The sequence below is a fragment of the Luteolibacter sp. Y139 genome, from assembly GCF_038066715.1.
In the GTDB taxonomy this organism is placed as follows: domain Bacteria; phylum Verrucomicrobiota; class Verrucomicrobiia; order Verrucomicrobiales; family Akkermansiaceae; genus Haloferula; species Haloferula soli.
On sequence record NZ_JBBUKT010000011.1, the window covers coordinates 148,355 to 172,828 of the forward strand.

Below are 24,474 nucleotides of genomic sequence, written 5' to 3' on the forward strand. Positions count from 1 at the left end.
GCCGATGTGACCAAAGGGGATGAGGTGAGCTCAGGGTCAATGGTTTGTGAGGAAGTGGGGTGGTGAGGGCAGAGGGCTTGGCATGGCGTTTTGCATGGTGCGTTTTCGCGTCCCTTGTCGGGGAGAGCTTCGGCGTCCAGATTCCGGCATGCCTGAGCCGCTTGCTGCTGTCGCTGCCGGATTCGTGGAACTGCGCGAGCTGTCGTTTTCGCAACGCGCGTCGGGGCTGATGAGGGCTGCGAATTTGCTGGAGGCCGGACAGGACGAATTCGCGCTCTGGATGGCGAGGGAGATGGGCAAGCCGGTCACGCAAGGAGTGGCAGAGGTGGCCAAGTGTGCGGCGGCGTGCCGGCACTATGCCGAACATGGCGAGGAGATGCTCGCGCCGGTGGAGCTGGAGGAGGCGGCGCTCCTGCATCAGCCGCTGGGGCCGGTGCTGGCGATCATGCCCTGGAACTTCCCGTTCTGGCAGGTCTTCCGCTTTGCGGCGCCGGCGCTGATGGCGGGGAACACGATCCTGCTGAAGCACGCGTCGAATGTGAGTGGCTGCGCCCAAGCGATCGTGACGGTTATTTCGAAGGCGTTCGGGCGCGGGGATTTTCTTCAGGCGGTTTTCATTCCGGGGAAGGAGGTGGAGTCGCTCATCGCTGATCCACGGATCCGGGCACTGACGTTTACCGGTAGCACGGAGGTGGGGCGCGAGGTGGCGGCGGCGGCGGGGAGGCACTTGAAGAAGTCCGTCCTGGAACTCGGTGGTAGCGATCCTTACCTGGTGCTGGAGGACGCGGATCTCGATCACGCGGCGAAGACCTGTGCCGCGGCGCGGATGGTGAATGCGGGGCAAAGCTGCATTGCGGCGAAGCGCTTCCTGGTGGTGGATGCGGTGTATGATGCTTTCGTCGAACGTTTCCGGAGTGAGCTGTCGGCTTTCGAAGCGGGAGATCCTTTTGAAGCGGCGACCAAGCTCGGGCCAATGGCGAAGGCGAGTTTGCGCGACGAACTGCACGCGCAGGTGACCGATAGTGTGAAGGCGGGCGCGCGTTTGTTGCTCGGCGGTGAGCCACTGGAACTACGGGGGAAGTCGTACTATCCGGCGACGCTGCTGGTGGATGTGGTTCCCGGGATGCGGGTCTTTGATGAGGAGACTTTCGGACCGGTGGCAGCGGTGACCCGGGTGAAGAATGAAGCGGAGGCGATCGAGCTCGCGAATCAGACGCCGTTCGGTCTCGGAGCAGCGGTTTTCAGTGCGGACGAGAAGCGCGGGCGTCGTGTCGCGGAGCATCTCGATACCGGCACGGTGGCGATCAATGGGCAGGTGGTGTCGGATCCGCGCTTTCCCTTCGGCGGCGTGAAGGACAGCGGTTGGGGGAGGGAGCTGGGTGAGCACGGGATCCGCGAGTTTGTGAATGTGAAGACGGTCCGCGTGTAGCAGCTACAGGGGATTTCCGGGAAAATGGTTCTTGCCAGCCCGCAAAAAGGGGGCAGTCTCCGCGCCCCGCCGCCGGAAGTGCGCGGCGTTTGTGCGATCCAGGAGGCCTAGCTGTTTGTGGTTTCCAGGATCATCCGTCCTGAAATCACTACTATTATGGAAACACCTCCATTCTCTGAGCTCGGCTTATCGCCCGAGCTGCTCGCCGCCGTTGAAGTCCTCGGATTTGAACGCCCGTCGCCGATTCAAGCCATGGCGATCCCGGTCGCATTGGCTGGCCGCGACATCCTCGGTCTCTCGCACACCGGCTCCGGCAAGACCGCTGCCTTCACGCTGCCGCTGCTCGCGAAGCTCGATTTCAGCCTCCGCCGCCCTCAGGCGCTCATTCTCTGCCCGACCCGCGAACTTGCGGTGCAGGTCTGCGAGGAAGTTCACCGCCTCGGCTCGAAGCTCGGCCAACTCCGCGCGGTGCCGGTCTATGGTGGCGCGCCGATGGACCGCCAGCTCCGCGCCCTGCGTGACGGTGTCCAAGTCGTGGTCGGCACTCCCGGCCGTGTGATGGATCACCTGCGCCGCGGATCTTTCGATGTCACTGGCATCCAGACCATCGTGCTCGATGAAGCGGACCGCATGCTCGACCTTGGCTTCCGTGAGGAGATGGAGGAGCTGCTCGGTCAGCTGCCGAAGGAGCGCCAGTCGATGTTCTTCTCCGCTACGATGAGCAAGGGTGTGTCCCACCTCATCGGCAGGTTCGCCAACAATCCGGAGACCATCCAGATCGACCAGAAGTCGAAGACCGTCTCGACCATCGATCAATCCTACTTCGAAGTGCGCGAGCGCTCGAAGGTGGAAGTGCTCTCGCGCTTGCTCGATATGGAGCAGGCCCGACTCGCGATCATCTTCTGCAATACCAAGCGCTCGGTGGACGAGTGCACCGAGTCCCTGTTGGCCCGTGGCTACACGGTGGACCGCCTGCACGGCGACATCACCCAGCAGATGCGCGAGCGCGTGCTGCGCCGCTTCCGCGAAGGAACCATCGAGCTGCTCGTCGCTACCGACGTTGCTGCGCGCGGTCTCGATGTGGAGAACATCGACGTTGTCTTCAACTATGACCTGCCGCAGGACCCGGAAGACTACGTGCACCGCATCGGTCGTACGGGTCGTGCCGGTCGCAGTGGTCGTGCCGTGAGCTTCGTCTTTGGGCGTGAGATCCACCGTCTGGAAATGATCGAGCGCTACACGCGCCAGGTCATTCGTCGCGAGAAAGTGCCATCCCAGGAGCAGGTCGAAGGCCGCCTTGCCGACCTTGCCTTGGAAGAGATCAAGGAACGCCTTGAGAAGGGCGAGTTCCAATCGCACGAAGAACAAGTCGACCGCTTGCTGGAGCAGGGCTACACGCCGACTGACATCGCGAGCGTGCTCTTCACGCTGCTGCGTGAATCGCGTGGCCGTGAGTTCGGCGAGATTCAGGAAGACCGCGAAGATCCGCGTGATCGTCGCAGGCCAACTGATCGCCGCGAACCTCGTGAGTTCCGCGAACGCGAGCCGCGTGACTATCAGCGCGAGCCACGTGGCCCGCGCGAACGTCGCGAAGGGCCGAGCGACAATGCGGACATGGTGCCGCTGTTCTTCTCGCTCGGGAAATTCCACGGCGTGAAGGTCGGCGAGATCATCGGCATGCTCTATGGCGAAGCCGGTCTGCCGGATGGCGCCGTGGGTCACGTGAAGCTGTTCGCCAAGCACAGCTGCATCGACGTCCGCGCCGATTGCGCCCAGCGCCTGGTGGAAATCTCCAAGGGTGCCAGCCTCCGCGGACGCAAGTTCGTCCTCGACTTCGACCGCGGTCCGAAGAGCCAGCAAGCCTGAGGTGGCTTGCGCAGATCGCCTTCACGGGCATCATCGATTTCAGGATCTCCGGGCTGTCCCGGAGATCCCCAGCCGGCGAGGCGGCACTCAAAAGATGCTATCGGAAACGCAGTAGATCTTCTGTGTGCTCTGCTTGTTGTCGGGGTCCGGGACGATGACGAAATACACGTTACCGTTCTTGGTCTGCACGCCCTCGATCTCGTGATTGCCGACGTTGGTGATCTTGACGAGCGACTTGTAGGCGCCGGTGTTGCTGATCATGGCGATCGATGGGGTTTCGCCTTGAGCGCCTCCGCTCGTGTAGATCTCGGTGGAGCCGAGCAGGTCGGCGCCTTGGAAGGAGCCGTTAGGGCGAATGATGTCCGAGCCGCTCTGGGTGAAGCTGGAGACGCAGGCATTTTGTGCGGCGTCGCTGTCCATCTGCACCTGGGTGCTGCCGTCCAGCAACTGGTTCAGATCGACGGTATCGTAGATCGACCAAGTGACCGTTCCTCCTTCCGTTTGAACGCGGAAGGCGGTGTGGGTGCTATTGCCGCCGGCATCCACGCGATAGGTGGTGCCCAGTCGGGCTCCGGTCTTGTTGGCGTAGTTCATGTAGGTGAACCGGTGGAGATCGGAATAGTCGACGGTGGCACCGGCGGTGTAGAGGGTCCGGGCTACCTGGAGCGACCAGTATTCGGTGGTGGCCGGATCGGCCTTGGAGCTCACGTACAGGTAGTTGATGTCGTTGTAGGTGTACATGTCCAGCGTCTGGCCGTGACCGCAGTTGGTCAGGGTCATCTCGTCCTGATAGGTGGCGTTGTTGCCGCTGATCAGGCAGCGCGACAGGTAGACCGTGCCTCCGCTGCGTTGGGTGACGTAAACGTAGGTGGAAGCAATGTAGGCCTTCTGAATGGCCAGATTGTGGTGAAGCGACTTGATGTTGTAGGCGAGTGTGGCCGCGGCGTTGACGGTCTTGGCGGGGGTGGCTGCGGAAGCGAAGTCCGGTAACCCGAGGGAGGAGGCCGCGAGAAGAGCGAAGGCGATCTTTGAAATGCCAGAACGGCGAAGGCAATGGGTGGTCATTCGAAGAGTGATGTTAGATGGGTAGAGTTAATGCTCCGCTCGCATAGGCTCAGACCACCGGAGGTAGTGCATCATCTTCGGTGTGGCGATTTTCTCACGTGGCGATTGTGCCTCATGGCACGCGCGAGATCGTGGACTCGGCTGGACCCTCATGCTCGACTTCGAGCACGATCAATCCGGCTCGCCGGTAATCCTGGCCGTGATGAAGACAGGGGCTCCGGCAAGTTGGTGGAGCTCTCCTCCCATCTTGGGGCGGAGGACAGGATCTCGCGAAACGATGGCTCCATATCTGGAGCCGTAGAATTCGATCGCGCGAAGTTGGTGCTGCTCGTCGTAATGGGCGAGCACGCTATACCAATCGGCAAACGCCATGCCGCTTGAATGCCCCGACGTTCCCCAGAGGCCGTCGACGAATTCCTTTGGGATCGCGGAAGCAGGGAGCACCCGGGTTTCTGGAAACCCAAAGATTTCGGGTTCGTCGGTGACCGCGACGAAGTCTGTCGCCGGCCTTTTTTCGATGCGCCCGAACCATTCGACGATGGTGGCAATCCGCGCGGGTGTTCCGAAATCACGATGGGCCATTCCCTCGTAACTCACGACCGATCGGATCATCGCGATGATCCCGACCACGGCCACGGTCAACACGATGAAAAGCGTGTGGACACCGAAGCGACGCCGGAATGCGGGAGTCATTGGCCGATGGTTGCGAATGGTCCCGACGGCTGGAAAGCAAAATCCCCCGGCCGCTGGAGCGACCGGGGGATGTGAAGCAGTGGTCCCGCTTACGGATTGGTGACGCTCACCTGGAGGAAGCCCTTGCCGGGAAGACCGTTCGATCCGCCGAGGCTGAACGAGCGGTATTCATAGCTGACTCCGCCTACCGGTGTGAGAGCGGGCAGGTTGGTGGTGATCGGGGCGACCGAGGTCACCGTCAGCGGGAATGACGACAGGGTGGTGCTGCCTTGCACTGCGATGCCGAAGCCAGCGAAGCTCGCAGTGGCGGGAGCACCGGCGGTGAAGGCGGGAGTGCCCACTGGAACCGCAATGGTCATGATCAGCTCCTTGTCAGTGCCGACATCATCGCTGTCCGCGGTGAAGGTGTAGATCTTCGGATTGTTCGAGCCGCTGACCGGCGAGCCGCCGAGGATGAACTCGGTGCCGTTCTGGAAGCCGTCGTTTCGAAGTCCACGCCTGCGGCACCCGGATTCGGGGTAAAGGTGGATGCCCATGAGGTGTAGCTCGGGCCGGAGGGCGCCGTCACCAGCTTGATCTGTCCTGCGGTGGCGTAGGTGATGGTGTAGCCGGGGGTGACGGTGGCGCCTTCAGCCAAGCCGGTGAAGGTGCCGGTGCGGGTACCGGTGTAGGTGGCGAGGATGTACTCCGGCTGGGTCGGAGCGCTCAGGACGGTGACGTTCAGCGAGGCGCCGTCGATGTCGAGGTTGCCGGTGACGGCGAGCTTGTCGGCGGTGGCACCGTTGATCTCACAAGCGTAGATGCCGTCGATGGTGGCGGCACCAGTGGTGAGCGTGCCCACGGTATTGGCGCCGGGGGCGATGATGCCGCCGGCCGCCACGGTGACCGTGCCATTGACGGTTCCGGTGCCACCGAGGGTCGCATCTGTTGAAACGCTGGTAGCGCTCAATGCATTGGTGGAGCCGTTGACCAGGAGCGTTCCGACCACGACGGTGGTGGCGCCGGTGTAGGTGTTGGTGGCGGCCAGCGTCATGGTGCCGGTGCCGGTCTTGTTGATGCCGCCGACGGCACCTCCGATATTGCCTTGGGCGCCCAAGATCATGCTGACGGTGAGGTCTGTGGCAGAGGAGACGGTGACATTAGCCACGTCGAAGTTTTGCACTCCCTGAAGGTGGATGCCGCCGGTGCCGTTCATCACTGATGGCAAGGTGCTGCCGCCGGTATTCTCGACCTTGACCGTCGCTGGCCCCGTCGAGGTGTTCGCCAGGAGGTAGTCCCAGGCGGCGAGGGTGCGGTTGGAGGTCCAAGTCGCGCCGTTCCGCAAAGTGACGTTGCCGATCCGGTTGTCGCCGGAGTTGGGGAACAACAGCGTGCCGCCATTCACCGTGAACAGACGGGCGTTATCCATCGCCGTGCCGTGGTCGACGGTGAAGATGTTGTTCGTGGTCGTGGACAATGTCGCGCCGGGTCCGACATTGAAGCCCGACGATGTCCGGTGCTGGGCGGAGAGGGTGAGCGTGCCGGCATTCACCGTGGTGGCACCGGTGTAGGTGTTATTGTTGGTGAAGGTCACGGTGCTGTTGCTCGTGTCCTTCAGGAAGGCGCCCGCGCCGCTGATGACTCCGGAGAAGGTCTGGTTGCTGCTGGAGGCGTGCTGGAAGGTGCCGGCATTGGCGATCGCGGCCGTGTGCGTTCCGCCACCGAGGATGCCCGTGCCGATGATGCGCAGGGTGGTCCCGCCACCGATGGCCAAGGCACCGCCAGCTGACTGGCTGCCGCTGATGTCCACCACTCCTTGGAAGACGGAGGTAGTACCCGTGTAGGTGTTAGCTCCAGAAAGCAGCAGCGTGCCGGTGCCGCGCTTGGCGACGCCGAGCGTGTTGATGCCGTTGTTGGGGTTGGCGATTGCCGATGCATAGGTGAAGGAGCCGCCTGCATTCGTGGTGCTGATCCCGAGGTTCGAGCCTCTCAGGAAGCCGCCGGTGGTGGTGCCGAGTAACTTGAAGGCATCGAGATCCGCCGCGGTGAACTCTCCAGCACCGCCGACGGCGAAGGTGGCAGTTGCAGCGTTGTTGACGATCAGGTTGGCGGCGGTCCAACTGGCCGGGGTGTCATTGTAGAATGACACCCTTTTGTCGAACTGCAGGTTGCCGGTCGCGGCACGGGTGGTGCCGGTGTAGGTGTTGACTCCGGACAAGACGATCGAAGTGCCAGTGGCTACCAGGTTACCGGTGCCAGTGATGGAGTTGGAGGGGTTGGTGAAGAGGGCACTCTTGTTGTCAGCATAGTAGGCATTGATGGTGTTGGTGCCGCTCAGGGTGATGGTGCCGCCGTAAGTCACCACCCCGTCCTCGGAGGTCAGCGTGGCGTCGTTCAGGTTGATGTTGTTGGCGTAGCTCTGGGCATTGGCGGTGCTGGCGGTGAGGATGCGCAGGTTGCCGCCCTGATTCACCGTCACTGGTCCGGTGCCGAGGCCGGACTTGGCTCCTGCGGTGATGGGCGATGCGACGGTGAGCGTGCCACCGGTCACGGTGGTGCCACCGCTGAAGTTATTGGTGCTCGCGGCCACGGTGTTGCCGATGGTGACATTGCCAGCAGTCTTGAGGGAGACCGCGCCGCTGCCATTGTCGGTGATTTTCGCGGTGACCACCGGGGCGTTCGCTCCCGCGTTGGCGAGGAAGATGGTGCCGGGGGTATCGGCAGCGCCACCAGCGGTCAGCGAGCCGTTCTGGAATGTGACGACCGAGCTGCCGGTTCCGGAGATCAGTTCGCCGTCAGCGGCGAGCCGGAGCGTTTGGCCACCGAAGTCCACGGTGGTGGCCGTGAGGGCGGTGTGTAGCACGGTATGGACCTCCGTGGTGGGGTCGCTCAGCAGGATATTGCCGGCGGTGCCGTCACCCTCGATGGTGCGGACGATGGATCCGGTGGCCGAGGGGATGACTTTCGTGCCCGAGGACAGATTGGTGACATCGACGTAGGTGACGCCGGACGCCTCGACGATTTTCCCGGTGCCGTCGTTGGCGGCGAATCCGGCACCTTGGAACAAGGTGTGGGGGAGGTAGCCTTGAGCGTTGTTCGGTTTCGTCGTCGTCGCCAAGTCGGGATATTGGACGTTCAGCAAGCCGTTCGTCACGTAGTTGCCGAGGGCGATCGTGGCGAGATTCGGATCCGTTGGGTGTGATGTTCGAGACACCGTTGATGGTGACGGGGCCGACGAGTTCCACATGGGATCCCGAAGAGCCGGTCATTTGAAGGGTGGTGTTGTTGAGGATCAGCGCGCCCGTGTCGGAGAGCTTGCTGGTGTCACTCGTCGAGTAGTCGAGCGCCAGGGTGCCACCGGTGGCGATTGTCGCACCGGTGAAAGTGTTCGCGCCGCCCAGAGTCAGGAGGGTTCCGGTCTTGTTGATGTTTCCGGTTCCGGAGATGACGCCGAGGTAGGTCTGGTTCGCACCACCCAGGAAGGTGACCATGCCATTAAGCGTAATATTGCTATCGATGGACGATGCATTGTTGAGGTTGTAGAACTGGGATCCGGCATTCGCCACGATCGGGCGCGTGACGTTCGGGCTGACGTTTCCCCACACACCGAGTGATCCGCCGTTGTTGATGGTGATGGTTCCGGTGCCGCCGACGGCGGTGGTCGTCTCGATGCTGAAGATACCACCATTGATCACGATGTTGCCGTTGGTGACTTGGGCGCCGACCAAGGAGACTTGGTTACCGTCGATCTTGGTCAGGGTGTTGCCCGCCAGATCCAGCGTCGGCGTGGTGCCGGGGCGGATATCGAAGCGCCCGGCGCCGCCGATCGTGGCGTCGGCGGTGAGTTCCAGGCGATTGATGGAGTTGAGCTGGTCCGCGCCGGTATTGATCATCGCGCCGCCATTGCCGACGCCGGTACCCGCGATCCGGAAGATCTCGGTGGTGGTGACGGCCTGGCTGTTCAGGTCGACGGTGGCGCCGCTGGAAACGATGGTTTCCGCCGCTGCTCCGCCCGCGCCGGTCGCGGCGCCGTTGCCGAGTTTCAGCGTGCCTGCGGTGACCAGGGTCTGGCCGGTGTAGGTATTGGCACCGCTCAGGAACAGGGTGCCGGCCCCGGCTTTGGTAAGCGAGCTGAGACCGCCGGTGTTGTTGGCGATGGTCTCGGCGATGGTGGCGGTGTCCGCGGCATTCGTCACCGTGATGGTGCTCGCCAGATCATTCGCCAGATTGAAGGATCCGGCACCGCCGGCGATGGTGAAGCCACCGGCACCGAAGGTCATGTCGTTGAAGGTGGTGGCCGTGGTGACGGTCACCGTTTCGGGAGTGCCGTTGAAAATGGCGTTCTCATTCTGGCTCCAGGTGACGTTGCCGGGCAGCCAGTTGGTATTGCCGACTTCGGTGCCCCAGTTGTTGGTGGGGCCGGCGGCGTTCCATGTCAGATCGCCCCAAACGGGGAAGGGAAGGGCCGCAGCAGTCAGGAGCAGGGCACGACGAGTGCTCAAAGGGAAGTGGATTTGGGTTCTCACGGGGTTCTTGTGGGTTCTGTTGGGGTCTGGTGGATTTCCCAAAATCGAGTGGTGCAATTTTCACTCTTTTTGGTCTAAGCATGCCTTTTTAGGGGCAATGCATGAAGGAGTGTCGCGGGGCGAACCGAGTTGACACAAAATCGTTCATGCCGGTCCGAACTACGCAGGTGGGTAGGGGTGGGAGATGAATGGGCGGCTTTCCCAGCGGGCGCTGCCAATTCCGCACGACCGGTGTGAATCCGCCGGAACGGCCGAAACATCATGGCGGGAGGCCGGTTTTGCCGGAGAATCGACCGCCTCGCATGAAGACCTTCCCGCTCGTCCTTTTGGCCGCTTCCGCCGTGTTCGTCGCGACCGCCGGAGAAACCCGCACGTGGGTTTCGAATGATGGGCGGCCGATCGAGGGTGAGTATCTGCGCGCGAATTCGGAAGCGGTGGTGCTTCGCAAGAAGGACGGCGGGGAGCTATCCGTGCGCTTGAGGTTTCTGAGTGCTGCCGATCAGGAGTTCGTGAAGCAGAAGCTGGCTGCGGAAGCTCCGGCGGCAAAGGAAGAGAAGGTGCGGAACGACCTGAAGTACCAGCTTTCCGGCGGAAGTGAGAAATGGCCGGAGGACCGGAAGAAGCGGATCGTGGATTCGATGGACGCGGCGGTCGCGCTCTACAACAAGATTGGCAGCTTCAAGAAACAGCTCACGGCGAACAATAGTCCCGGCACGCCGACGGCGGATGCGAACTACAACGGGTGGATCAATTGGGGCGGCACCATCAGCACCCGGGTCGCGCTGCATGAGATCGGCCACACGCTCGGAATTGGCACGCATCCGAACTGGCAGTCGAACATCAAGGAGGGCCTGTGGACGGGGAAGCATGCGCTGGAGCAGCTTCGTGAATTTGATGGCAAGGACGCGGTGCTTCATGCCGACCGCATGCACTTCTGGCCCTACGGGCTCAATTTCGACAACGAGTCGAGCAAGGAGAACGACGTGCGCCATGTGAAGATGGTGATGGCGATGCGGAAGGACATGGGGATCGATTGAGGTCAGATTTCTTCGGACCACGCCGTGATGCATGGTGGGACGGTCCGGATCGGGATTTTCGAATCGAAGTTCCGCGGAAGAGTCATCGATGGATCGCGGTGGATGAAGCAACCGTTGCGAGAGGAGAAACACTCAATCGCCATCAGTTTGCCGTCCGGGCCGAAGTGCACGAGGACATTGCCGATGCCCACGAACGGCAGATCTTCACCTTTCCTGAAGCTCTGAAGGTTCGCTGGCACCATGGAGCGAGGAAGTTTCCATGACTGGGGGAAGCCGAGCTTCTCTTCCAATTTGATCAGGCCGAGTTCGGATGGCGTTGCCGATTCGAGCCGGTGGAAAAGAGCGGTCATCTCCGAGACTCGCTCTTTGTCGGAGAAATAGCGCCGGGTTTTCGATTCTCGGCTCTCCAGGATCTGGAAGGCCAAGGCGAACAGGCATGCCAAGCCGATGATGGCGATGAGACGAACGAAAATTTTCCGAGCCGTCATGAACTATTCAACCACGCACGGCAGCAGCACGGCATCGCGCATGCCGTGGATCTTCTTCTTGTCCGCGGGGGCGAGGGTGGCGAGTGCGCCGGCGAGGGAGGTGCGGCCTTGGTCGTCGGTGAAGTAGTAGGGGCAGAGGCGGACGCGACCTTTCATCTGATAGACGCTGCCGTCTTCGCGGAAGACCGGGTGCTCGATCAGGCGGCCTTCGCTGAAGGACTGCATGATCCATGGCTGCTGGTCGAAGTCGTCCGTGGCGATCTTGATACGTTCGGTCCAATCGGCCTGCGAGATGTCGTGGCCGACGTGGACGCCGCGCGAGCCCCAGGCGGTCTCGTGGAAACCGCTGATCTTGAGAACGAGGCGGCGCTGCTTCTGGCTGAAGGAGGCGACTTCGTCCCATGAGTTCACGCCGAGCACGGGAAGCGCGGCTTGGGGTGGAAGGGGAGCGGGATCGACCACCCAGCCGTGGGGGACGATGTCCCTGACTCGCGACAGGTGGCTGCCGCGGAGTGCCTTTTCCCAGACTGGCTTCAAGGCAGGTGTCCAGAGCAGGGCGAGCCAGAGCTTGTCCTCCAGGTGCGGCTTGCAGGGTGGGGTGAGCTGGATTTCGCCGAGAGCGGATTGTTCCGCGAGATGGCGCGCCTCGGGAACGGATTCCCAATCGAACCACTCGAAGAAGCGGTAGAGGGCGCGGCCGTCCGGCTGGTATTCCTCGGCGGACTCGACCGTGCGGCCACCGCCGGTTTCGCGGGCGAGCCATTCAAGTTCACGGCGGTAATCGGCGGCCTCTTCGGCGATCAGGATGGTGCCATCTTTCGGCAGCACCGAGGAAAAGCCGACCAGCATGCCATCGCGCCCGCCGAGCACCTTGAAGCCCGCATCGGCATAGGTCCGGGAAAGCCAGGCGGTGATGCCGAGCCCGCCCGGGACGGAGTCGAGCTCGGTCAGGGAAAACTTGCCGTCCTCCATCAGGATCAGGTCCGGGCGGATGACCCGCGGCATGGCGTCGCGGAAGCTGGCTTGGCGCTGGAGGTCGGCCATCCAGGCTGGCTTGCCGGTATCGAGCACTTCGGAGATCCAGCGGGGCATCTTTCCCGTGGCGCTGCGGCGGTAGAGGTCGTCGCAGGCGCGTTGGAACTGGGCCAGCGGATGGCCAAGGGACCGGAGGAAACGGCCCTCTGCCTTGGTAAGCTTCAGCGGCTCCGGCGAGTACTGCCAGTTTCCTTCGAAAAGCCCGCCTTCCGGCAGTGCGGCCCGGATTTGATCGAGGGTGAGGCTCATTGCAGCGACCGCAGTGCTCCGCGGACCAATTCTTCGACCGAGGCACCCGGAAGTGCGTCGAGCATCTGGCGGATCGCCTTGCGCGACTCGACCTGCTTGTAGCCGAGCGCCATCAGCGCCAATTCGGCATCGGCGGTGGCCGGGGCCATCTGGCCGTTGGCGACTTCCTGCCAGGTATCGGCAACGCCGACCTTGTCCTTGAGTTCCAGCACGATACGCTCGGCAGTCTTTTTCCCGAGGCCCTTGATTTTGGAAAGCTCGGCGGTGTCGCCATTGGCCACGCAGGCCTTGAATCGACCGGCGGGCATGCCGCTGAGGATGGCCATGGCGATGGCCGGGCCGATGCCGCTGACGCGGTCGATAAGCAGCAGGAACAGGTCCCGCTCCTCCTCGGTGGCGAAGCCGTAGAGGGTGTGGGCGGTCTCGCGGATGTGGAGGTGGGTCCGCAAATCCACGGGAGAACCCTCCGAGGGATGGAGCCGGTCAAAGGTCGAGAGCGGCACGTGGACCTCATAGCCCACGCCGCTCACGTCCACCACCAGACGGTTGGGATAGGCCTCCAGCACCTTGCCGCGCAGCCGTGCAATCATTGTGGGGTGGAGCTTGGAGCGGGTTTGCAAACTGCCAAGGGCGAAGTTCAGTCATGCTTTCCGGAGGAGAAAACGGGCCGTTTTTCCCCTGATTTTCCCGTGAAAAACCCGGCTTTACACGGGGGAGGTCGCCCCTATAGTGCGCGCCCCATGACCGTTCTCGGCACCCTGCTCGGCATCAGCATCAACCTGCTGCTGTTCGTTTTTGTCATCGTCTGCCTGCTGATGAGCATGATCATCCTGATGCAGCGTCCGAAGAACGAGGGCCTCGGAGCCGCGTTCGGCTCGAACACGACTGACCAGCTTTTCGGCGCCCGCACGACCAACGTGCTGCAGAAGGCCACGGTCTATCTTTCCACGCTGTTCTTCGTGATCACGCTCGCGCTGGCCGTTCTCATCGGAAAGCGCAACGCCAGCCAGCTGAGCTTGCAGGCTGCCGTGCCGACGCCGCCAGCAAAGGTGGAGGAAAAGCCCGCCTCGATCGCCGAGGAAGCGGCGAAGGAAGAGAAGCCAATCACGCCGGAGGCCGTGACGCCGCCGGTGCAGGTGCCGACCGAGACGCCGACCCCGGCGCCTGTCCCTACTCCGGCTGAGGAAACCAAGCCTGAAGCCGAGTCGAAGCCGGAAAGCACGCCGGCCGAGGAGACCAAGCCCGAGGAAACGAAGCCCGCCGAGGAGAAGCCTCCCGGGCAGTAAGCGGCAGATCACCTTTTTCAAGCAAGGCGCGTGGCGGAAGAGCCCCGCGCCTTCTTTTTTGGCGGGGATTTCGCCTTGGCCACCGGCACGGACCGCGCTTGATTCGCCCCAGCATGACCCCTGATGCCGAGCTTCCCGTCTGGGCGCGCGAAGACGCCTTCCCGGAAGCCGGTCCCGGTTGGGGTTGGGTGGATCGCAAGGGCCGGCGCATGCAGGTGGATGGCTTCGAGGAGCTTGCCCGGGCCATCGTCGAGGATGCCGGAGCGCGGGTCGATCTGGTGTGGACGCCGGAGGCGCGCGGCTACGTGCTGCCGGAGGAAATCCCCGAGCTTCATTCCGCTCTCCGCGAGTCCCGCATCCGCTGGGCGCGCTGGGAGATCGAGGAAGGGAAGCGGCAGATGACGATGTTCGGCGGATTTTTCGCCGTGATGGTGCTGTGGAGCTTTTTCACGACCGGCCGGATTCTGGCCAGCGGGTCGGTGGGCCTAGCGCTGATCCTCTTTTTCATCCTCGGATTTCTCCCGTGGTATCAGGGGCACAAGCGCCTGAAGCGAGCCAAGCGCTGGGCGGCCGGTGAGATGGCGGCGGACGCGCAGGTGCTGCGTTTCGAGACCTGGCTAGCGATTCAGAAAGCGCCGGTCACCCGGCTGGTGTTTTGGCTGATGGCAGTGGTGGGGATTGTCCAGTTCCTTGCCGAACTCCAATTTTACAACGCCCGGCATGGATTGGAGGGAGCCAGGGCCTTGCTCGGAGTGTGGAACTATGTGCTGAGCTTCGGTTCGTTCGACACCTTTGGGATCACGATCGCGAAGGCGGGCCTGACGAAGCACGATGGCGTGGTGACGGAGTGGTGGCGGTTGCTTACCGCGCCCTTCCTTCACGGGCATTGGCTGCACTGGCTGATGAATGCCTCGGCCATGGTCTACCTCGGCAAGCGGGTCGAGTGCTTCGCCCGCTGGCCGCACATGGTGATGGTGCTGCTGCTCTCGATGTGGATCGGCGGCGAGGCGTCGGCGCGCTTCCTAGCGATGAAATCGGTCGGTATTTCAGGCGGGCTGATGGGGCTGCTCGGGTTCCTGCTGGTGTTCGAGTCGATGCACCGGCGGTTGGTGCCGGAGAGTGCCCGCAAGCGTCTGCTCGCGGGCATCGTGATGACGGGTGTGCTTGGCTATGTGTTCCGCCACTTCATCGACAATGCCTGCCACGCCGGCGGTCTGATCGCGGGGATGGTTTACGCCGCGGTGGTGTTTCCAAGGTCGTCGTCGACGCACCGGCCGGGGACTACTTCGCCAGACCTAGTCCTGGGCGGGGCAGCGCTTGGCTTGCTGGTCGCTTCCGCGCTGCTGGCGTGCGTGAAGATGTTAGGTTAGCTCGTTAGAAAGAGCCGTAGCGGATCTGCCTCATCACCTGTAGCGCGCCTTCCATGGTGCGAGCTGCATTGGCCACCCACTCCTGGCCGTACTCGGTGAAGCCCATCGGCTTGGCCGCCGCGCACAGCAGGGCCGCGAGCACGAGCTGGTTGGCGAAGTAGATGATGACCAGCGAGAGGAAGGTGCCGTTCTCCCGCAGGTCCGGTTGGTCGCGGGGAATCATCCAGAGTGTCCACAAGAGGTGGAAGGCCCAGAAGAAGCCGACCCAGCCGAAGAGGATCTTGTCCGTTACCGGCGGCAGGTCGAAGGCCAGGCCTAACAGCAGGTGAACGATCACGCCGAGCGCTGCCCAGAGCGGCACGAAGTACGGCGAGAGGGCGATGAAGATGTTCGACTTGTCGGTGGTCACGTAGCCGCCGTCGAGGCTCACGCCCCAGTCGCTGACGCGGCCTTGGAAGGCCCAAATGGAGAGGATGTGGGTGAGCTCGTGGCCGAGCACGTAGAGGTAGAGGAAGAACGACCGGAGCAGGCCGGAGAAGAACCAGCCGGTCATGAGCAGCACGCCGGTGGCGAAGTACCAGAAGGCGGGCATTTCCCAGAACAAGCGGGTCTGGGCCGCATCGCTGAACTGCTGGAAGAAGGTCCACGTACTGATCCAGCACAGCGGCAGCAGGAGCAGGCCAAGGGTCCAGCGGATCAGGCGTGTCAGGATCCCCGTGGGAGGATCCTCGTAGCCGAGGACCGCGGTGCCTGCGATCGCGGCGCGCACGTGCTTGAGCTCGCGCTGGTTCAGGCGGCGGTTGATCCGCTCGTGGGCGCGGGCATTCGCGCGGGACAAGACTTCCGAAAAAGACTGGCGGCGCTTGCGACGGGCATTTCCCGTCGTGGAGCCGAGCCGGATCTTCTTCTTGGGGGTCCTCGCCATGCGCGCGGACCTGATTACTTCGGGAAACTTAAGGAATCAAGAGCGAAGAGGTGTTCAAACGATCTTGAGGCGGGCGAGGTCTTGGGTGTCGACGAGCCCGACCGCGCGGCCTTCGGCATCAAGGACCACCACATCGTCCACGCGGTGCGAGCCGATGGTCTGTACCGCCTCTACCGCCAGCGAATCGGCGGAAACGCTGATCGGCCTGCGGGTCATGAATTCCGCCACCGGGCGATCGCCGACGTGGGGGTCGGTTTGATAGCAGCGGGCGAAGTCGCCGTGAGTGAAAATGCCTCCCAGCTTGCCGTCGGCGGCGGTGACGACGCAGGCACCGGAGCGGGCCTTGGTCATGGCGACAAGGGCTTCGCGGACGGTGGCGCCTTCGAGGACCTGGGCGAGTTGGTCGCCGGCGCGCATGATATCGGAGACTTTCGTGAGCAGTGCCCGGCCGAGGGCGCCGCCGGGGTGGAAGCGGGCGAATTGTTCCTCGGTGAAGCCGCGGGCTTCCAGCAGGACCATCGCGAGCGCGTCGCCCATGACCAGCATGGCGGTGGAGGAGGAGGTCGGTGCGAGATTCAGCGGGCAGGCCTCGCGGTCGACGGAGGTATCGAGCGTGACGTGGCTGTGATCGGCGAGGGTGGAGCTGGGCTTGCCGGTGAGGGCGATGACCTGGACATCGAAGCGCTTCACGTGCGGCAACAGGTCGAGCAGCTCGGAGGTTTCGCCGGAGTAGGAGAGCATCAGCACGGCATCGCCATCGGAGAGGATGCCGAGATCACCGTGGAGGGCGTTCTGGGAATTCAGGACCACGGCGGTGGCGCCGGTGGAGTTCAGGGTGGCGGCGATCTTGTGGCCGATGTTGCCGGACTTCCCGATGCCGACGACGACGATCTTGCCGCGGCGGTCGAGGGTGTCCTTGAGGATTTCCACGGCGCGGGTGAAGCCGCCGTCGAGCCGCGCCGCCATTCCTTGCAGCGCTTCGGTCTCGATCTCGATGACTTGCCGTGCCTTCGCCAGAACGTCCATGGGCGGAGGATGGACGGTGGGGGCGGGGGATGGGAATGAGGAATTCCGCAGAACCCAGCCGAGCAGGAAGTGCTACTCTCCGATCAAGTTCTCTGCCTCGACGGCTTCCTGCTCCATCGGTGCTGCCGGATATCCGATCTCGATACACTCTCTGAGATATTGAGCGAGGAACTGCTCAATTCCGCCCATCCGCTCATATTGGGCAGTGTGAGCACATTCATGGGCGATAAGCCGGCGGTCATTCCAGCAATCACTTCGAATGAAGATGCCATGCCTGATCGTGAGCCCTGCGGTCGCCGGAGTAAGGAGTTCTGCTACCGCTGCTGCTTGCGCGAGGATTGGATCCTCTGGAACCGGGATCGCATCGATCTTCAGCAAGCGGATCCTTTCCGGGAACTCAACGCCAATGAGGCGGGCGTCGGCCAAGGAAACCGAGGAGAGAGGAACACCATCCTGGAGGATGCGGAGCTCCTGTTTTGCGGCCCATTGAGCTGCCAGCGGTACTAACTGCGGCAGAAGAGCGATTAATTGAGAATTCATGCTACAGGATAATGGGAGACCGGCTTCACTAGTCGCGTTTGCCGGAGGGACTTTCATCCGGCCGGGCAGCCGAAGGTTCCGATGGCTTTTCCAAGTAGCCGAGGCGGACAAGGAAGGCATCCGCCTGGGCTGTGGTCTTTTCCTGCCACGGGGCTTTGTTGAAGAAGCCGTGCGGCTGGCCTTCTGCTTCGAAGATTTCCACCTTGGCTCCGGCGGCGACGGACTTGTCGACGAAGGAGCGGATCTGCGGGTGGAAGCGGTCCTTGGTGCCGACCATCACGAGGGTGGGAGGCAGGGTTTTGATGTCGAGAAGAGCGGGGGAGATGCGGCGGGCTTCGGCTTCTTCGAGTCCCCGTGTCAGGCCATTGTCGCTGGTGCTCCCGAGTTCTGTTAGGTCGACCACCGGGTTGTAGAGGAGCAGGGCATTCGGCTTTGGTGATACCGCTGCGTCGCCGCCGTTTACGAGAAAGGTGCAGGCGGCGAGGTGGCCACCGGCGGATCCGCCCGCGGCGATGATCTTGCCGGGATCGATGCTCCATTCGGCGGCGTGGCTGCGGACCCAGCGCATGGCATCAAGCGCATCCTCGACACAGGCGCTGGGCAACACGCCGTCGCGCGATTTCACGCGGTAGTCGGCGCGGAAGCAAACGAGTCCGCGTTTTGCGAAGTGTTCGGCTTGGGGTTGGAACTGCTCCGGCTTGCCGCTTGTCCAGCCGCCGCCGAAGAAGAAGACGATGGCCGGGCGCTTGTCCGCGGCGGTCCAAGCCGCTGGGCGATCCACTTCAAGGGTCAGCTCGCGGGTGCCGATGGTCTTGTAGACGACACGTTCTGGTGCAGTCTCGGCCTTGGCTGCCGTCAGCAGCAGAAGTGCGGCGAAAAAGGGGCGGATCGCGTTCATCGAGAAACCCATTTCGCTCGCTTCGGGGGTGTTCCTTCACTGCTTCGGCTGAGGGTTCACCTGCAGCGAAAGATCATCCAGATAGAAGACCGAGCCTTGGCTGCCACGCGAGTCGAGGGAAAGGGTCATTTCCCGGCCGGTGAGGTCGAGGACAGGACGGTGCTCGACGGTTACGTCGCTGGGTGTGCGCTCGAGGTTATCGCCGAGATCGAATTCGATGCGGAATTGCTGCCAGCCGGGTTTGGGAGCCAGTTCGAGCTGCTGGTGAACGGCTTCGTACTGAATCATGGCGGGACGGCTGCTGGCTACCACGCGGAGGGCGGTGCGAAGGAGGGGAACGGCGGTGCCTTCGACGTAGGCCCAGCCGGTGAGGACGTAGCGGGCACCGGGTTGGGCGGTGACCGGCTTGTTGTTCTCATCCCCCAAGCGCTGGGTGAGATAGGCAGCCTTCTTCAGCCGGGCGACGTTCTTGCCGGACTTGGCGAAGATCCGCCCTTGGGTCACCCGGGCGATGTCGCAGAGATCCACGTCCCCGGAGGTGAAGTAGTCCTGCCAATCGATGAGGGCATTGGTGCTGCCGGTGGGGTTCAGCGAGAGGTCGGTGGTTTCAAAGCCGGGATTCTTCAGGACGGGGAGGCCATGGGGCTTGAGAAGCCGCGGGACGAAAATCGTGGCCGCGATTCCGAGGACCAAGGCGGTAACGCCGCCGGTGATGGCGAGCAGGCGGCGCTTTTTCCGGGCGGTGCCTTCCAGTCGGGCGCGGGGGCCGACGCGGAGTTCCTGGCTGCGCTGGATTTCCATCGCCGGCCGGCCATCGCGGCGGGCGAGGACCACGCGGCGGGTTTCCGACCATTCCAGCTCGCTTGGTTGGACGGCGTCCTTGAGATCGGATTCGAAGAGCAAGCGTTGGGCGCAGCGGTCGCGAGCGGTGGGATCCTGACGGAGCAATTCCTCCAGACGCTGGTGGCCGGCCTCGTCCAGGCGCTGGTCGATGAATCTGGCGAAAAGCTCGGCGACCTCGTCGTCGGCCTCGGAAGGATGGGCGGGCAATTCGCTCATGCCGACGGGGAAAGCTGCCGGGTGACACACTCGCGGAGCAGGGAGCGGAGCCGCTCGAGGCGTTTGTAGAGGGTCAGGAGGTTTTTTCCGGCGCGCTTGGCCTCGTCGGAAAGCGCGGCGGGATTATCATCGGAGTAGCGCATCCGGATCAGCTCCTGCTGGTCGGGGCTGAGCTTGCCGATGCAGCTCCGCAGCGCTTCCACCCGGTCGGTGGGTTCGGTGGAGGCGGGTCGCTCTTGGGCGGCCACGGCGTCGGCCAAGGACTGGGCGACATCTGGCGCGAGGAGTTGCAGGCGGCTGCCGTGGAATTTCCGGCGCGCGGCCATGCCGACGTGCCGGGCGCAGGCGAGGGCGTGATGGAGGAAGGCTTGGTCGCCTTCATCGAGCGGACCCTTTTTCCAAGCGACGAGAGCGACTTCCTGCACGCAGTCATCCAGTAGGCTGCCATCGGGGACGAAGCTGGCGAGGTAGGCGCGGACGGAGCGCTGGGACTGCTGCCAGTATTCGGAGAACCGGCGCATGCGGTCGGCGTCCTGCCCAGCCAGCGCGTTCTCCCCGCCGCCCGCCAGCAGGCGTTCGGGGGAATTGGCGAGGCTGAGGGAATGGGACATGATGGCGGGCCCGCGGGTATACTCTACCCATGCCCCGCATGTAGCGCGGATGCGATTTAAAAAACCGGGTTGGAAACGGCGGATGCCGAGCATGTCCCGGTGGCGTTGCTGACGCTGTAAGAAGCGATTGGCGCTTTTTTCCGCAGAAAAATGTCAGGTTCCCTATCCGGGGGAACATTTCTCCCCGCGGCCTACCCTCAACGTGGAGGCTTCCCGTTTTTCTCAAGACCGATTAAGACTGACCTCACGTCTGCCGTAGACCAAACCCACTATTTCCGCCCGAAACCGATGAAACCACCCTTGCCGGGCTTCGCCCGCTTCCTCGCTGTCACTGCGCTGATGCTGGCGCAGGCCCATGCCGCGAACAAAATCGTCTTCCTCGCCGGCGGCAAAAGCCACGGTCCGGGCGAGCACGAATTCCGCGCCGGCTGCATGCTGCTGGCCAAGGAGCTCAATGAGAGCGGCCTCGACGTGCAGGCGGAGGTCTACAGCGGCTGGCCGTCCGACGAGAAGGTGCTGGATGGCGCCAAGGCGCTGGTCATCTACGCCGATGGCACCAGCGTGGTCGGCAAGGGTTGGGACAAGGTCGACCAGATGGCGAAGAGTGGCGTCGGCCTGATGTTCATGCACTACGCGGTGCATCCGGACAAGGCGGAGGCGGACAAGTACTACCGTCCGTGGATCGGTGGCGCCTTTGAAACCGACTTCTCAGTCAACCCGCACTGGGTCGCCGATCTCAAGCCGCTGCCGAACCATCCGGTGTCGCGCGGCGTCGGCTCGCTGGTGGAGGCGTACGACGAGTTCTACTACAGCATCCGTTTCATGGCCGACCGGTCCAAGGTCCTCGATCTCGCGACCGCTGTGCCGGACCGTGAGAGGATCAAGCGCTACATCAACCTGTGGACCCCGTATGGTGTTCAGGAGCTCGGCAAACCGCAGGCGCTGATGTGGGGCATCGAGCGTCCCGGCGGTGGCCGCGGGGTCGGCTTCACGGGTGGCCACTATCATCGCAACTGGTCGATCGACGGCTTCCGCACGCTGGTGCTGAATGCGATCGTCTGGACCGCCGGCGTGGAAGTTCCAAAGGACGGCGTGAAGTCGAAGCCGCTCACCGAGGATGAGCTCAATGCGAACCTCGATGACAAGGGCAAGGCAGATCGCCTGACCGTGGTGAAGCCGGGCGAGTTCAAGAAGATCCCGACCGCGCCGATCGATACCAAGCGCGAGGCGGCTTTCCCGCAGGATGGTCCGCGGAAGTTCGAGAACGCGGGCAAGAGCCCGACGGTTCGCAAGGGCGGCGTGGTCAAGCCGGTCGCGGAGAGCCCGAACATGAATGCGAAGTCGGCGCGCCTGCACGAGATCAAGGCGAAGATCGAGGACGCGAAGGAACTTTACCTGGTCGTTTCCGACAATGGTGACATGGGCTTCGATTGGTCGGACTGGATCGAGCCGAAGATCTATTTCAAGGACGGCACCTCGAAGGACCTCGGCGACCTGCAATGGACCTCTGCAACTACAGGCTATGGCGAAGCGAAGGTGGGCAAGAACATCAATGGCGACGCGCTGACCGTTGACAAGAAGACCTATGACAAGGGCATCGGCACGCATGCCTCATCGGTGATCGTTTACCAACTGCCGCCCAACGTGCGCGGCTTCACCGCCAAGGTGGGTGTGGATGACGGTGGGATGTTCCAGGGCGGCAAGACGCAGGGTTCGGATGTGAAATTCTCGGTTTACACCGAGAAGCCGCCGGCGGCCGGTGATCAGGGCGACACGATGGTGCCGGAAGAGATGTTCACGACGCCGGACAACAATCTGGAAGTGACCGTGTGGGCGACCACGCCGATGCTGAAGAACCCGACGAACATCGACTTCGATGCCGAGGGCCGGATGTATGTGGCCGAAGGCGTGAACTACCGCCATGCTGCGGGCACGCGGCCTGAAGGCGACCGGATCGTGATCCTTTCCGACACTGATGGCAACGGCCAGGCCGACACCAGCGAGGTCTTCACGCAGGACAAGAACCTGGAGTCGCCGCTCGGCGTGGCAGTGCTGGAGAACAAGGTGATCGTTTCCCAGCCGCCGGACCTGATCGTTTACACGGACGTCAATGGCGACCGGAAGTTCGATCCCGCGGTGGACAAGCGCGAGGTGCTGCTGACCGGCTTCAATGCCCGCCAGCATGACCACTCGCTGCACAGCGTGACGGCTGGTCCCGATGGCCAGTGGAACTTCAACAACGGCAACACCGGCGGCATCTTCACCGACAAGTCGGGCAAGACCTTCCGCATGGGGAGCGGCTACTACAAGGATGGTGGCGGCACCTGGTATCAGGATACCAAGGCGATCGCCGGCAAGCCGAGTGATGATGGCAACGTGTGGGTCGGCGGCTTCTCCGTCCGAATGAATCCGGACGGCACCAATGCCCGCATCGTGGGCCACAATTATCGCAACTCGTATGAGCAGGCGCTGACTTCATTCGGCGACATGTTCCAGAGCGACAATGACGACCCGCCGGCCTGCCGCGTGGCCGAGGTGATGGAAGGTGGCAATGCCGGCTTCTCGTCTGCCGATGGCCAGCGCTCGTGGGGTGCGGATCGCCGCCCGGGTCAAGACGTTCCGACGGCCGAGTGGCGCCAGGAAGATCCGGGCACGATGCCTTCCGGCGATGTCTACGGCGGCGGTTCGCCGACCGGTGTCGCTTTCTATGAAAGCGGTGCGCTTGGCGACAAGTGGCAGGGCCTGTTGCTCGCTTGCGAAGCGGGCAAGAACGTGGTCTTCGGTTACCTGCCGGTGCCAGAGGGGGCGGGCTTCAAGCTCCAGCGCATCGACTTCCTCACGTCTAACAAGGAGAAGGAATTCGCCGGCTCCGACTTCCTCGGCGGCAAGGCGAACGGTGAGCTCAAGACGCTGTTCCGTCCTTCCGACGTGGCCGTCGGTCCCGATGGCGCGCTCTATGTTGCCGACTGGTTCGACCAGCGCGTCGGCGGTCACGGCACGATGGACAAGTCCGGTTCGGGCACGATCTATCGCATCGCGCCGAAGGGCTTCAAGCCGGTGGTGCCGAAGTTCGACCTGAACACGACCGAAGGCCAGATCGCGGCGCTGAAGAGCCCGGCGGTGAATGTCCGCAACAGCGGCTTCGTTCGCCTGAAGGCCCAGGGTGACAAGGCGGTGCCTGCGCTCGTGGAGTTGCTGAACGACAAGAATCCTTACATTGCCGCTCGTGCGGTGTGGTTGCTCGCTCAGGTCGGACCTTCTGGTGAGAAGGTCGTGGCGGATCTGCTTTCGTCTGACAATGCACGGACTCGTCTGGTCGCTTGCCGTGCGGTGCGCGCTGCCGGTGGTGATGTCGTGAAGCTGGCCGAGAAGATGGCGGCGGATCCTTCCCCGATGGTGCGCCGTGAGATCGCCCTCTCGCTGCGCCCGGTGGCGGCGGACAAGGCGCTGCCGTTCCTGGTGACGATCGGTGAGAAGTTCGATGGCAAGGACCGCGCCTACCTTGAAGCCTTCGGCCTCGGCTGCTCCAACAAGGAGGCCGCGGTGTACGATGCCCTTCGTAGCAAGGTGACTGCCTCCCCTGAGATGTGGACGGATGCCTTCGCCTGGCTCGCCTGGCGCTTGCATGCGCCGCAGGCCGTGGCCGACCAGAAAGCGCGCGCGCTTTCGAAGAAGGTCAGCCCGGATCAAGTGAAGCTCACGTTGACCGCGCTCGGCTTTACCAATAGCGCCGCGGCCGCCACCGCGATGATCGAACTCGCGAACACCGCGGGCTTTGAACAGAAGGACTTGGCGAACTGGTGGGTGAACAACCGCAAGGGCAACCTGTGGAAGGCCTTCGACGTGGATGGCATCCTCAAGGCGATGGGCCAGGATCCTACAAACGTGAAGCTGACCGCCGTGGAAATGCCGGCCGAGCCTGCGAATGCGCCGAAACTGCCGCCCGCCGCCGAGATCGCGAAGCTGCAGGGTGACCCTGCCAAGGGCAAGACCGCGGTGGCCGCCTGCTACATGTGCCACCACATCGGTGACACCGGTGTCGAGTATGGCCCGGACCTCACGAGCTTCGGCAAGCAACAGCCGACGGAAGTCATCGTGAATGCGATCGCGAATCCCTCCGCGGATGTTTCGCACGGCTATGACGGCAGCGAGATCAAGACCAAGGATGGCATCACCATCATGGGCATGGTGCTCAGCGAAGGCGACCCGATCATCGTGAAGTGCCTGGGTGGCCAGACGCAGACCATCGCCAAGTCGCGCATCGCGAGCGTGAAGAAGATGGAGAAGTCGCTGATGTATACCCCCGCCATGCTCGGCCTGACCCCGCAGTCCATCGCCGACATTGCGGCCTATTTGAAGAGCCTGTGATCAAACGCCTGATCGATTGATCAA

At 63.0% G+C, this 24,474-nt stretch carries 20 protein-coding genes; 6 read left to right on the plus strand and 14 right to left on the minus strand.

What is annotated here, in order from left to right; genetic code table 11:
• Nucleotides 1-148: 148 nt before the first annotated feature.
• Together WKV53_RS23125 and WKV53_RS23130 are read left to right on the plus strand one after the other, a co-directional pair.
• Nucleotides 149-1,429, plus strand: a complete 1,281-nt coding sequence (locus tag WKV53_RS23125) for an NAD-dependent succinate-semialdehyde dehydrogenase (RefSeq protein WP_341407191.1) — start codon at nt 149-151, stop codon at nt 1,427-1,429.
• Between the two features lie 156 nt (nt 1,430-1,585).
• On the plus strand, nt 1,586-3,295 hold the full coding sequence (locus WKV53_RS23130) for a DEAD/DEAH box helicase (protein WP_341407192.1): 1,710 nt from the start codon (nt 1,586-1,588) through the stop codon (nt 3,293-3,295).
• 87 nt (nt 3,296-3,382) lie between these two features.
• On the opposite strand, the gene WKV53_RS23135 is transcribed toward WKV53_RS23130, so the two are convergent.
• From WKV53_RS23135 to WKV53_RS23155, 5 genes are all read right to left on the minus strand, one after another.
• The gene (locus tag WKV53_RS23135; protein ID WP_341407193.1) at nt 3,383-4,360 is read right to left on the minus strand and encodes a helveticin J family class III bacteriocin; all 978 of its coding nucleotides are present in this window, start codon (nt 4,358-4,360) and stop codon (nt 3,383-3,385) included.
• A 171-nt stretch (nt 4,361-4,531) separates the two neighbouring features.
• Nucleotides 4,532-5,005, minus strand: coding sequence for a hypothetical protein (locus tag WKV53_RS23140; RefSeq protein WP_341407194.1), 474 nt, complete (start codon nt 5,003-5,005; stop codon nt 4,532-4,534).
• A gap of 137 nt (nt 5,006-5,142) precedes the next feature.
• On the minus strand, nt 5,143-5,412 hold the full coding sequence (locus tag WKV53_RS23145) for a hypothetical protein (protein ID WP_341407195.1): 270 nt from the start codon (nt 5,410-5,412) through the stop codon (nt 5,143-5,145).
• Between the two features lie 2 nt (nt 5,413-5,414).
• Nucleotides 5,415-7,895 (minus strand): beta strand repeat-containing protein, encoded by a 2,481-nt coding sequence (locus WKV53_RS23150; RefSeq protein WP_341407269.1) that lies wholly within the window; start codon nt 7,893-7,895, stop codon nt 5,415-5,417.
• 52 nt (nt 7,896-7,947) lie between these two features.
• Nucleotides 7,948-9,534, minus strand: a complete 1,587-nt coding sequence (locus tag WKV53_RS23155; protein WP_341407196.1) for an autotransporter-associated beta strand repeat-containing protein — start codon at nt 9,532-9,534, stop codon at nt 7,948-7,950.
• A 326-nt stretch (nt 9,535-9,860) separates the two neighbouring features.
• On the opposite strand from WKV53_RS23155, the gene WKV53_RS23160 reads away from it, so the two are divergent.
• The gene (locus WKV53_RS23160) at nt 9,861-10,595 is read left to right on the plus strand and encodes a zinc metalloprotease (RefSeq protein ID WP_341407197.1); all 735 of its coding nucleotides are present in this window, start codon (nt 9,861-9,863) and stop codon (nt 10,593-10,595) included.
• A 2-nt stretch (nt 10,596-10,597) separates the two neighbouring features.
• On the opposite strand, the gene WKV53_RS23165 is transcribed toward WKV53_RS23160, so the two are convergent.
• The 3 genes from WKV53_RS23165 to ruvA are packed head-to-tail and all read right to left on the minus strand — an operon-like array spanning nt 10,598 to nt 12,957.
• On the minus strand, nt 10,598-11,083 hold the full coding sequence (locus WKV53_RS23165; protein WP_341407198.1) for a hypothetical protein: 486 nt from the start codon (nt 11,081-11,083) through the stop codon (nt 10,598-10,600).
• 3 nt (nt 11,084-11,086) lie between these two features.
• Nucleotides 11,087-12,367 (minus strand): hypothetical protein, encoded by a 1,281-nt coding sequence (locus tag WKV53_RS23170; protein ID WP_341407199.1) that lies wholly within the window; start codon nt 12,365-12,367, stop codon nt 11,087-11,089.
• A complete protein-coding gene (gene ruvA / locus WKV53_RS23175; protein ID WP_341407200.1) occupies nt 12,364-12,957 on the minus strand; it encodes a Holliday junction branch migration protein RuvA in 594 nt (197 codons plus the stop codon). Before ruvA ends, WKV53_RS23170 begins: the two co-directional genes overlap by 4 nt.
• A gap of 150 nt (nt 12,958-13,107) precedes the next feature.
• Here ruvA and secG point away from each other — a divergent pair, with 150 nt between their 5' ends.
• Nucleotides 13,108-13,653 (plus strand): preprotein translocase subunit SecG, encoded by a 546-nt coding sequence (gene secG, locus WKV53_RS23180; protein ID WP_341407201.1) that lies wholly within the window; start codon nt 13,108-13,110, stop codon nt 13,651-13,653.
• A gap of 113 nt (nt 13,654-13,766) precedes the next feature.
• Nucleotides 13,767-15,023 (plus strand): rhomboid family intramembrane serine protease, encoded by a 1,257-nt coding sequence (locus WKV53_RS23185; protein ID WP_341407202.1) that lies wholly within the window; start codon nt 13,767-13,769, stop codon nt 15,021-15,023.
• A gap of 4 nt (nt 15,024-15,027) precedes the next feature.
• Here the strand turns inward: WKV53_RS23185 and WKV53_RS23190 are convergent, their stop codons facing one another.
• The 6 genes from WKV53_RS23190 to WKV53_RS23215 form a co-directional block, all read right to left on the minus strand.
• On the minus strand, nt 15,028-15,948 hold the full coding sequence (locus WKV53_RS23190; protein ID WP_341407203.1) for a hypothetical protein: 921 nt from the start codon (nt 15,946-15,948) through the stop codon (nt 15,028-15,030).
• 54 nt (nt 15,949-16,002) lie between these two features.
• Nucleotides 16,003-16,974 carry a KpsF/GutQ family sugar-phosphate isomerase gene (locus WKV53_RS23195; RefSeq protein ID WP_341407204.1) on the minus strand — a complete coding sequence of 324 codons (972 nt, stop codon included), beginning with the start codon at nt 16,972-16,974 and terminating at the stop codon, nt 16,003-16,005.
• A gap of 72 nt (nt 16,975-17,046) precedes the next feature.
• Nucleotides 17,047-17,514: a hypothetical protein gene (locus tag WKV53_RS23200; RefSeq protein ID WP_341407205.1), complete on the minus strand. Its 468-nt coding sequence runs from the start codon at nt 17,512-17,514 to the stop codon at nt 17,047-17,049.
• A gap of 28 nt (nt 17,515-17,542) precedes the next feature.
• Nucleotides 17,543-18,412 carry an alpha/beta hydrolase gene (locus WKV53_RS23205; protein ID WP_341407206.1) on the minus strand — a complete coding sequence of 290 codons (870 nt, stop codon included), beginning with the start codon at nt 18,410-18,412 and terminating at the stop codon, nt 17,543-17,545.
• A 36-nt stretch (nt 18,413-18,448) separates the two neighbouring features.
• Nucleotides 18,449-19,471 (minus strand): hypothetical protein, encoded by a 1,023-nt coding sequence (locus tag WKV53_RS23210; protein WP_341407207.1) that lies wholly within the window; start codon nt 19,469-19,471, stop codon nt 18,449-18,451.
• Nucleotides 19,468-20,082, minus strand: a complete 615-nt coding sequence (locus WKV53_RS23215) for a hypothetical protein (RefSeq protein WP_341407208.1) — start codon at nt 20,080-20,082, stop codon at nt 19,468-19,470. Before WKV53_RS23215 ends, WKV53_RS23210 begins: the two co-directional genes overlap by 4 nt.
• Before the next feature lie 288 nt (nt 20,083-20,370).
• Here WKV53_RS23215 and WKV53_RS23220 point away from each other — a divergent pair, with 288 nt between their 5' ends.
• A complete protein-coding gene (locus WKV53_RS23220) occupies nt 20,371-24,450 on the plus strand; it encodes a PVC-type heme-binding CxxCH protein (protein ID WP_341407209.1) in 4,080 nt (1,359 codons plus the stop codon).
• Nucleotides 24,451-24,474 lie beyond the last annotated feature (24 nt).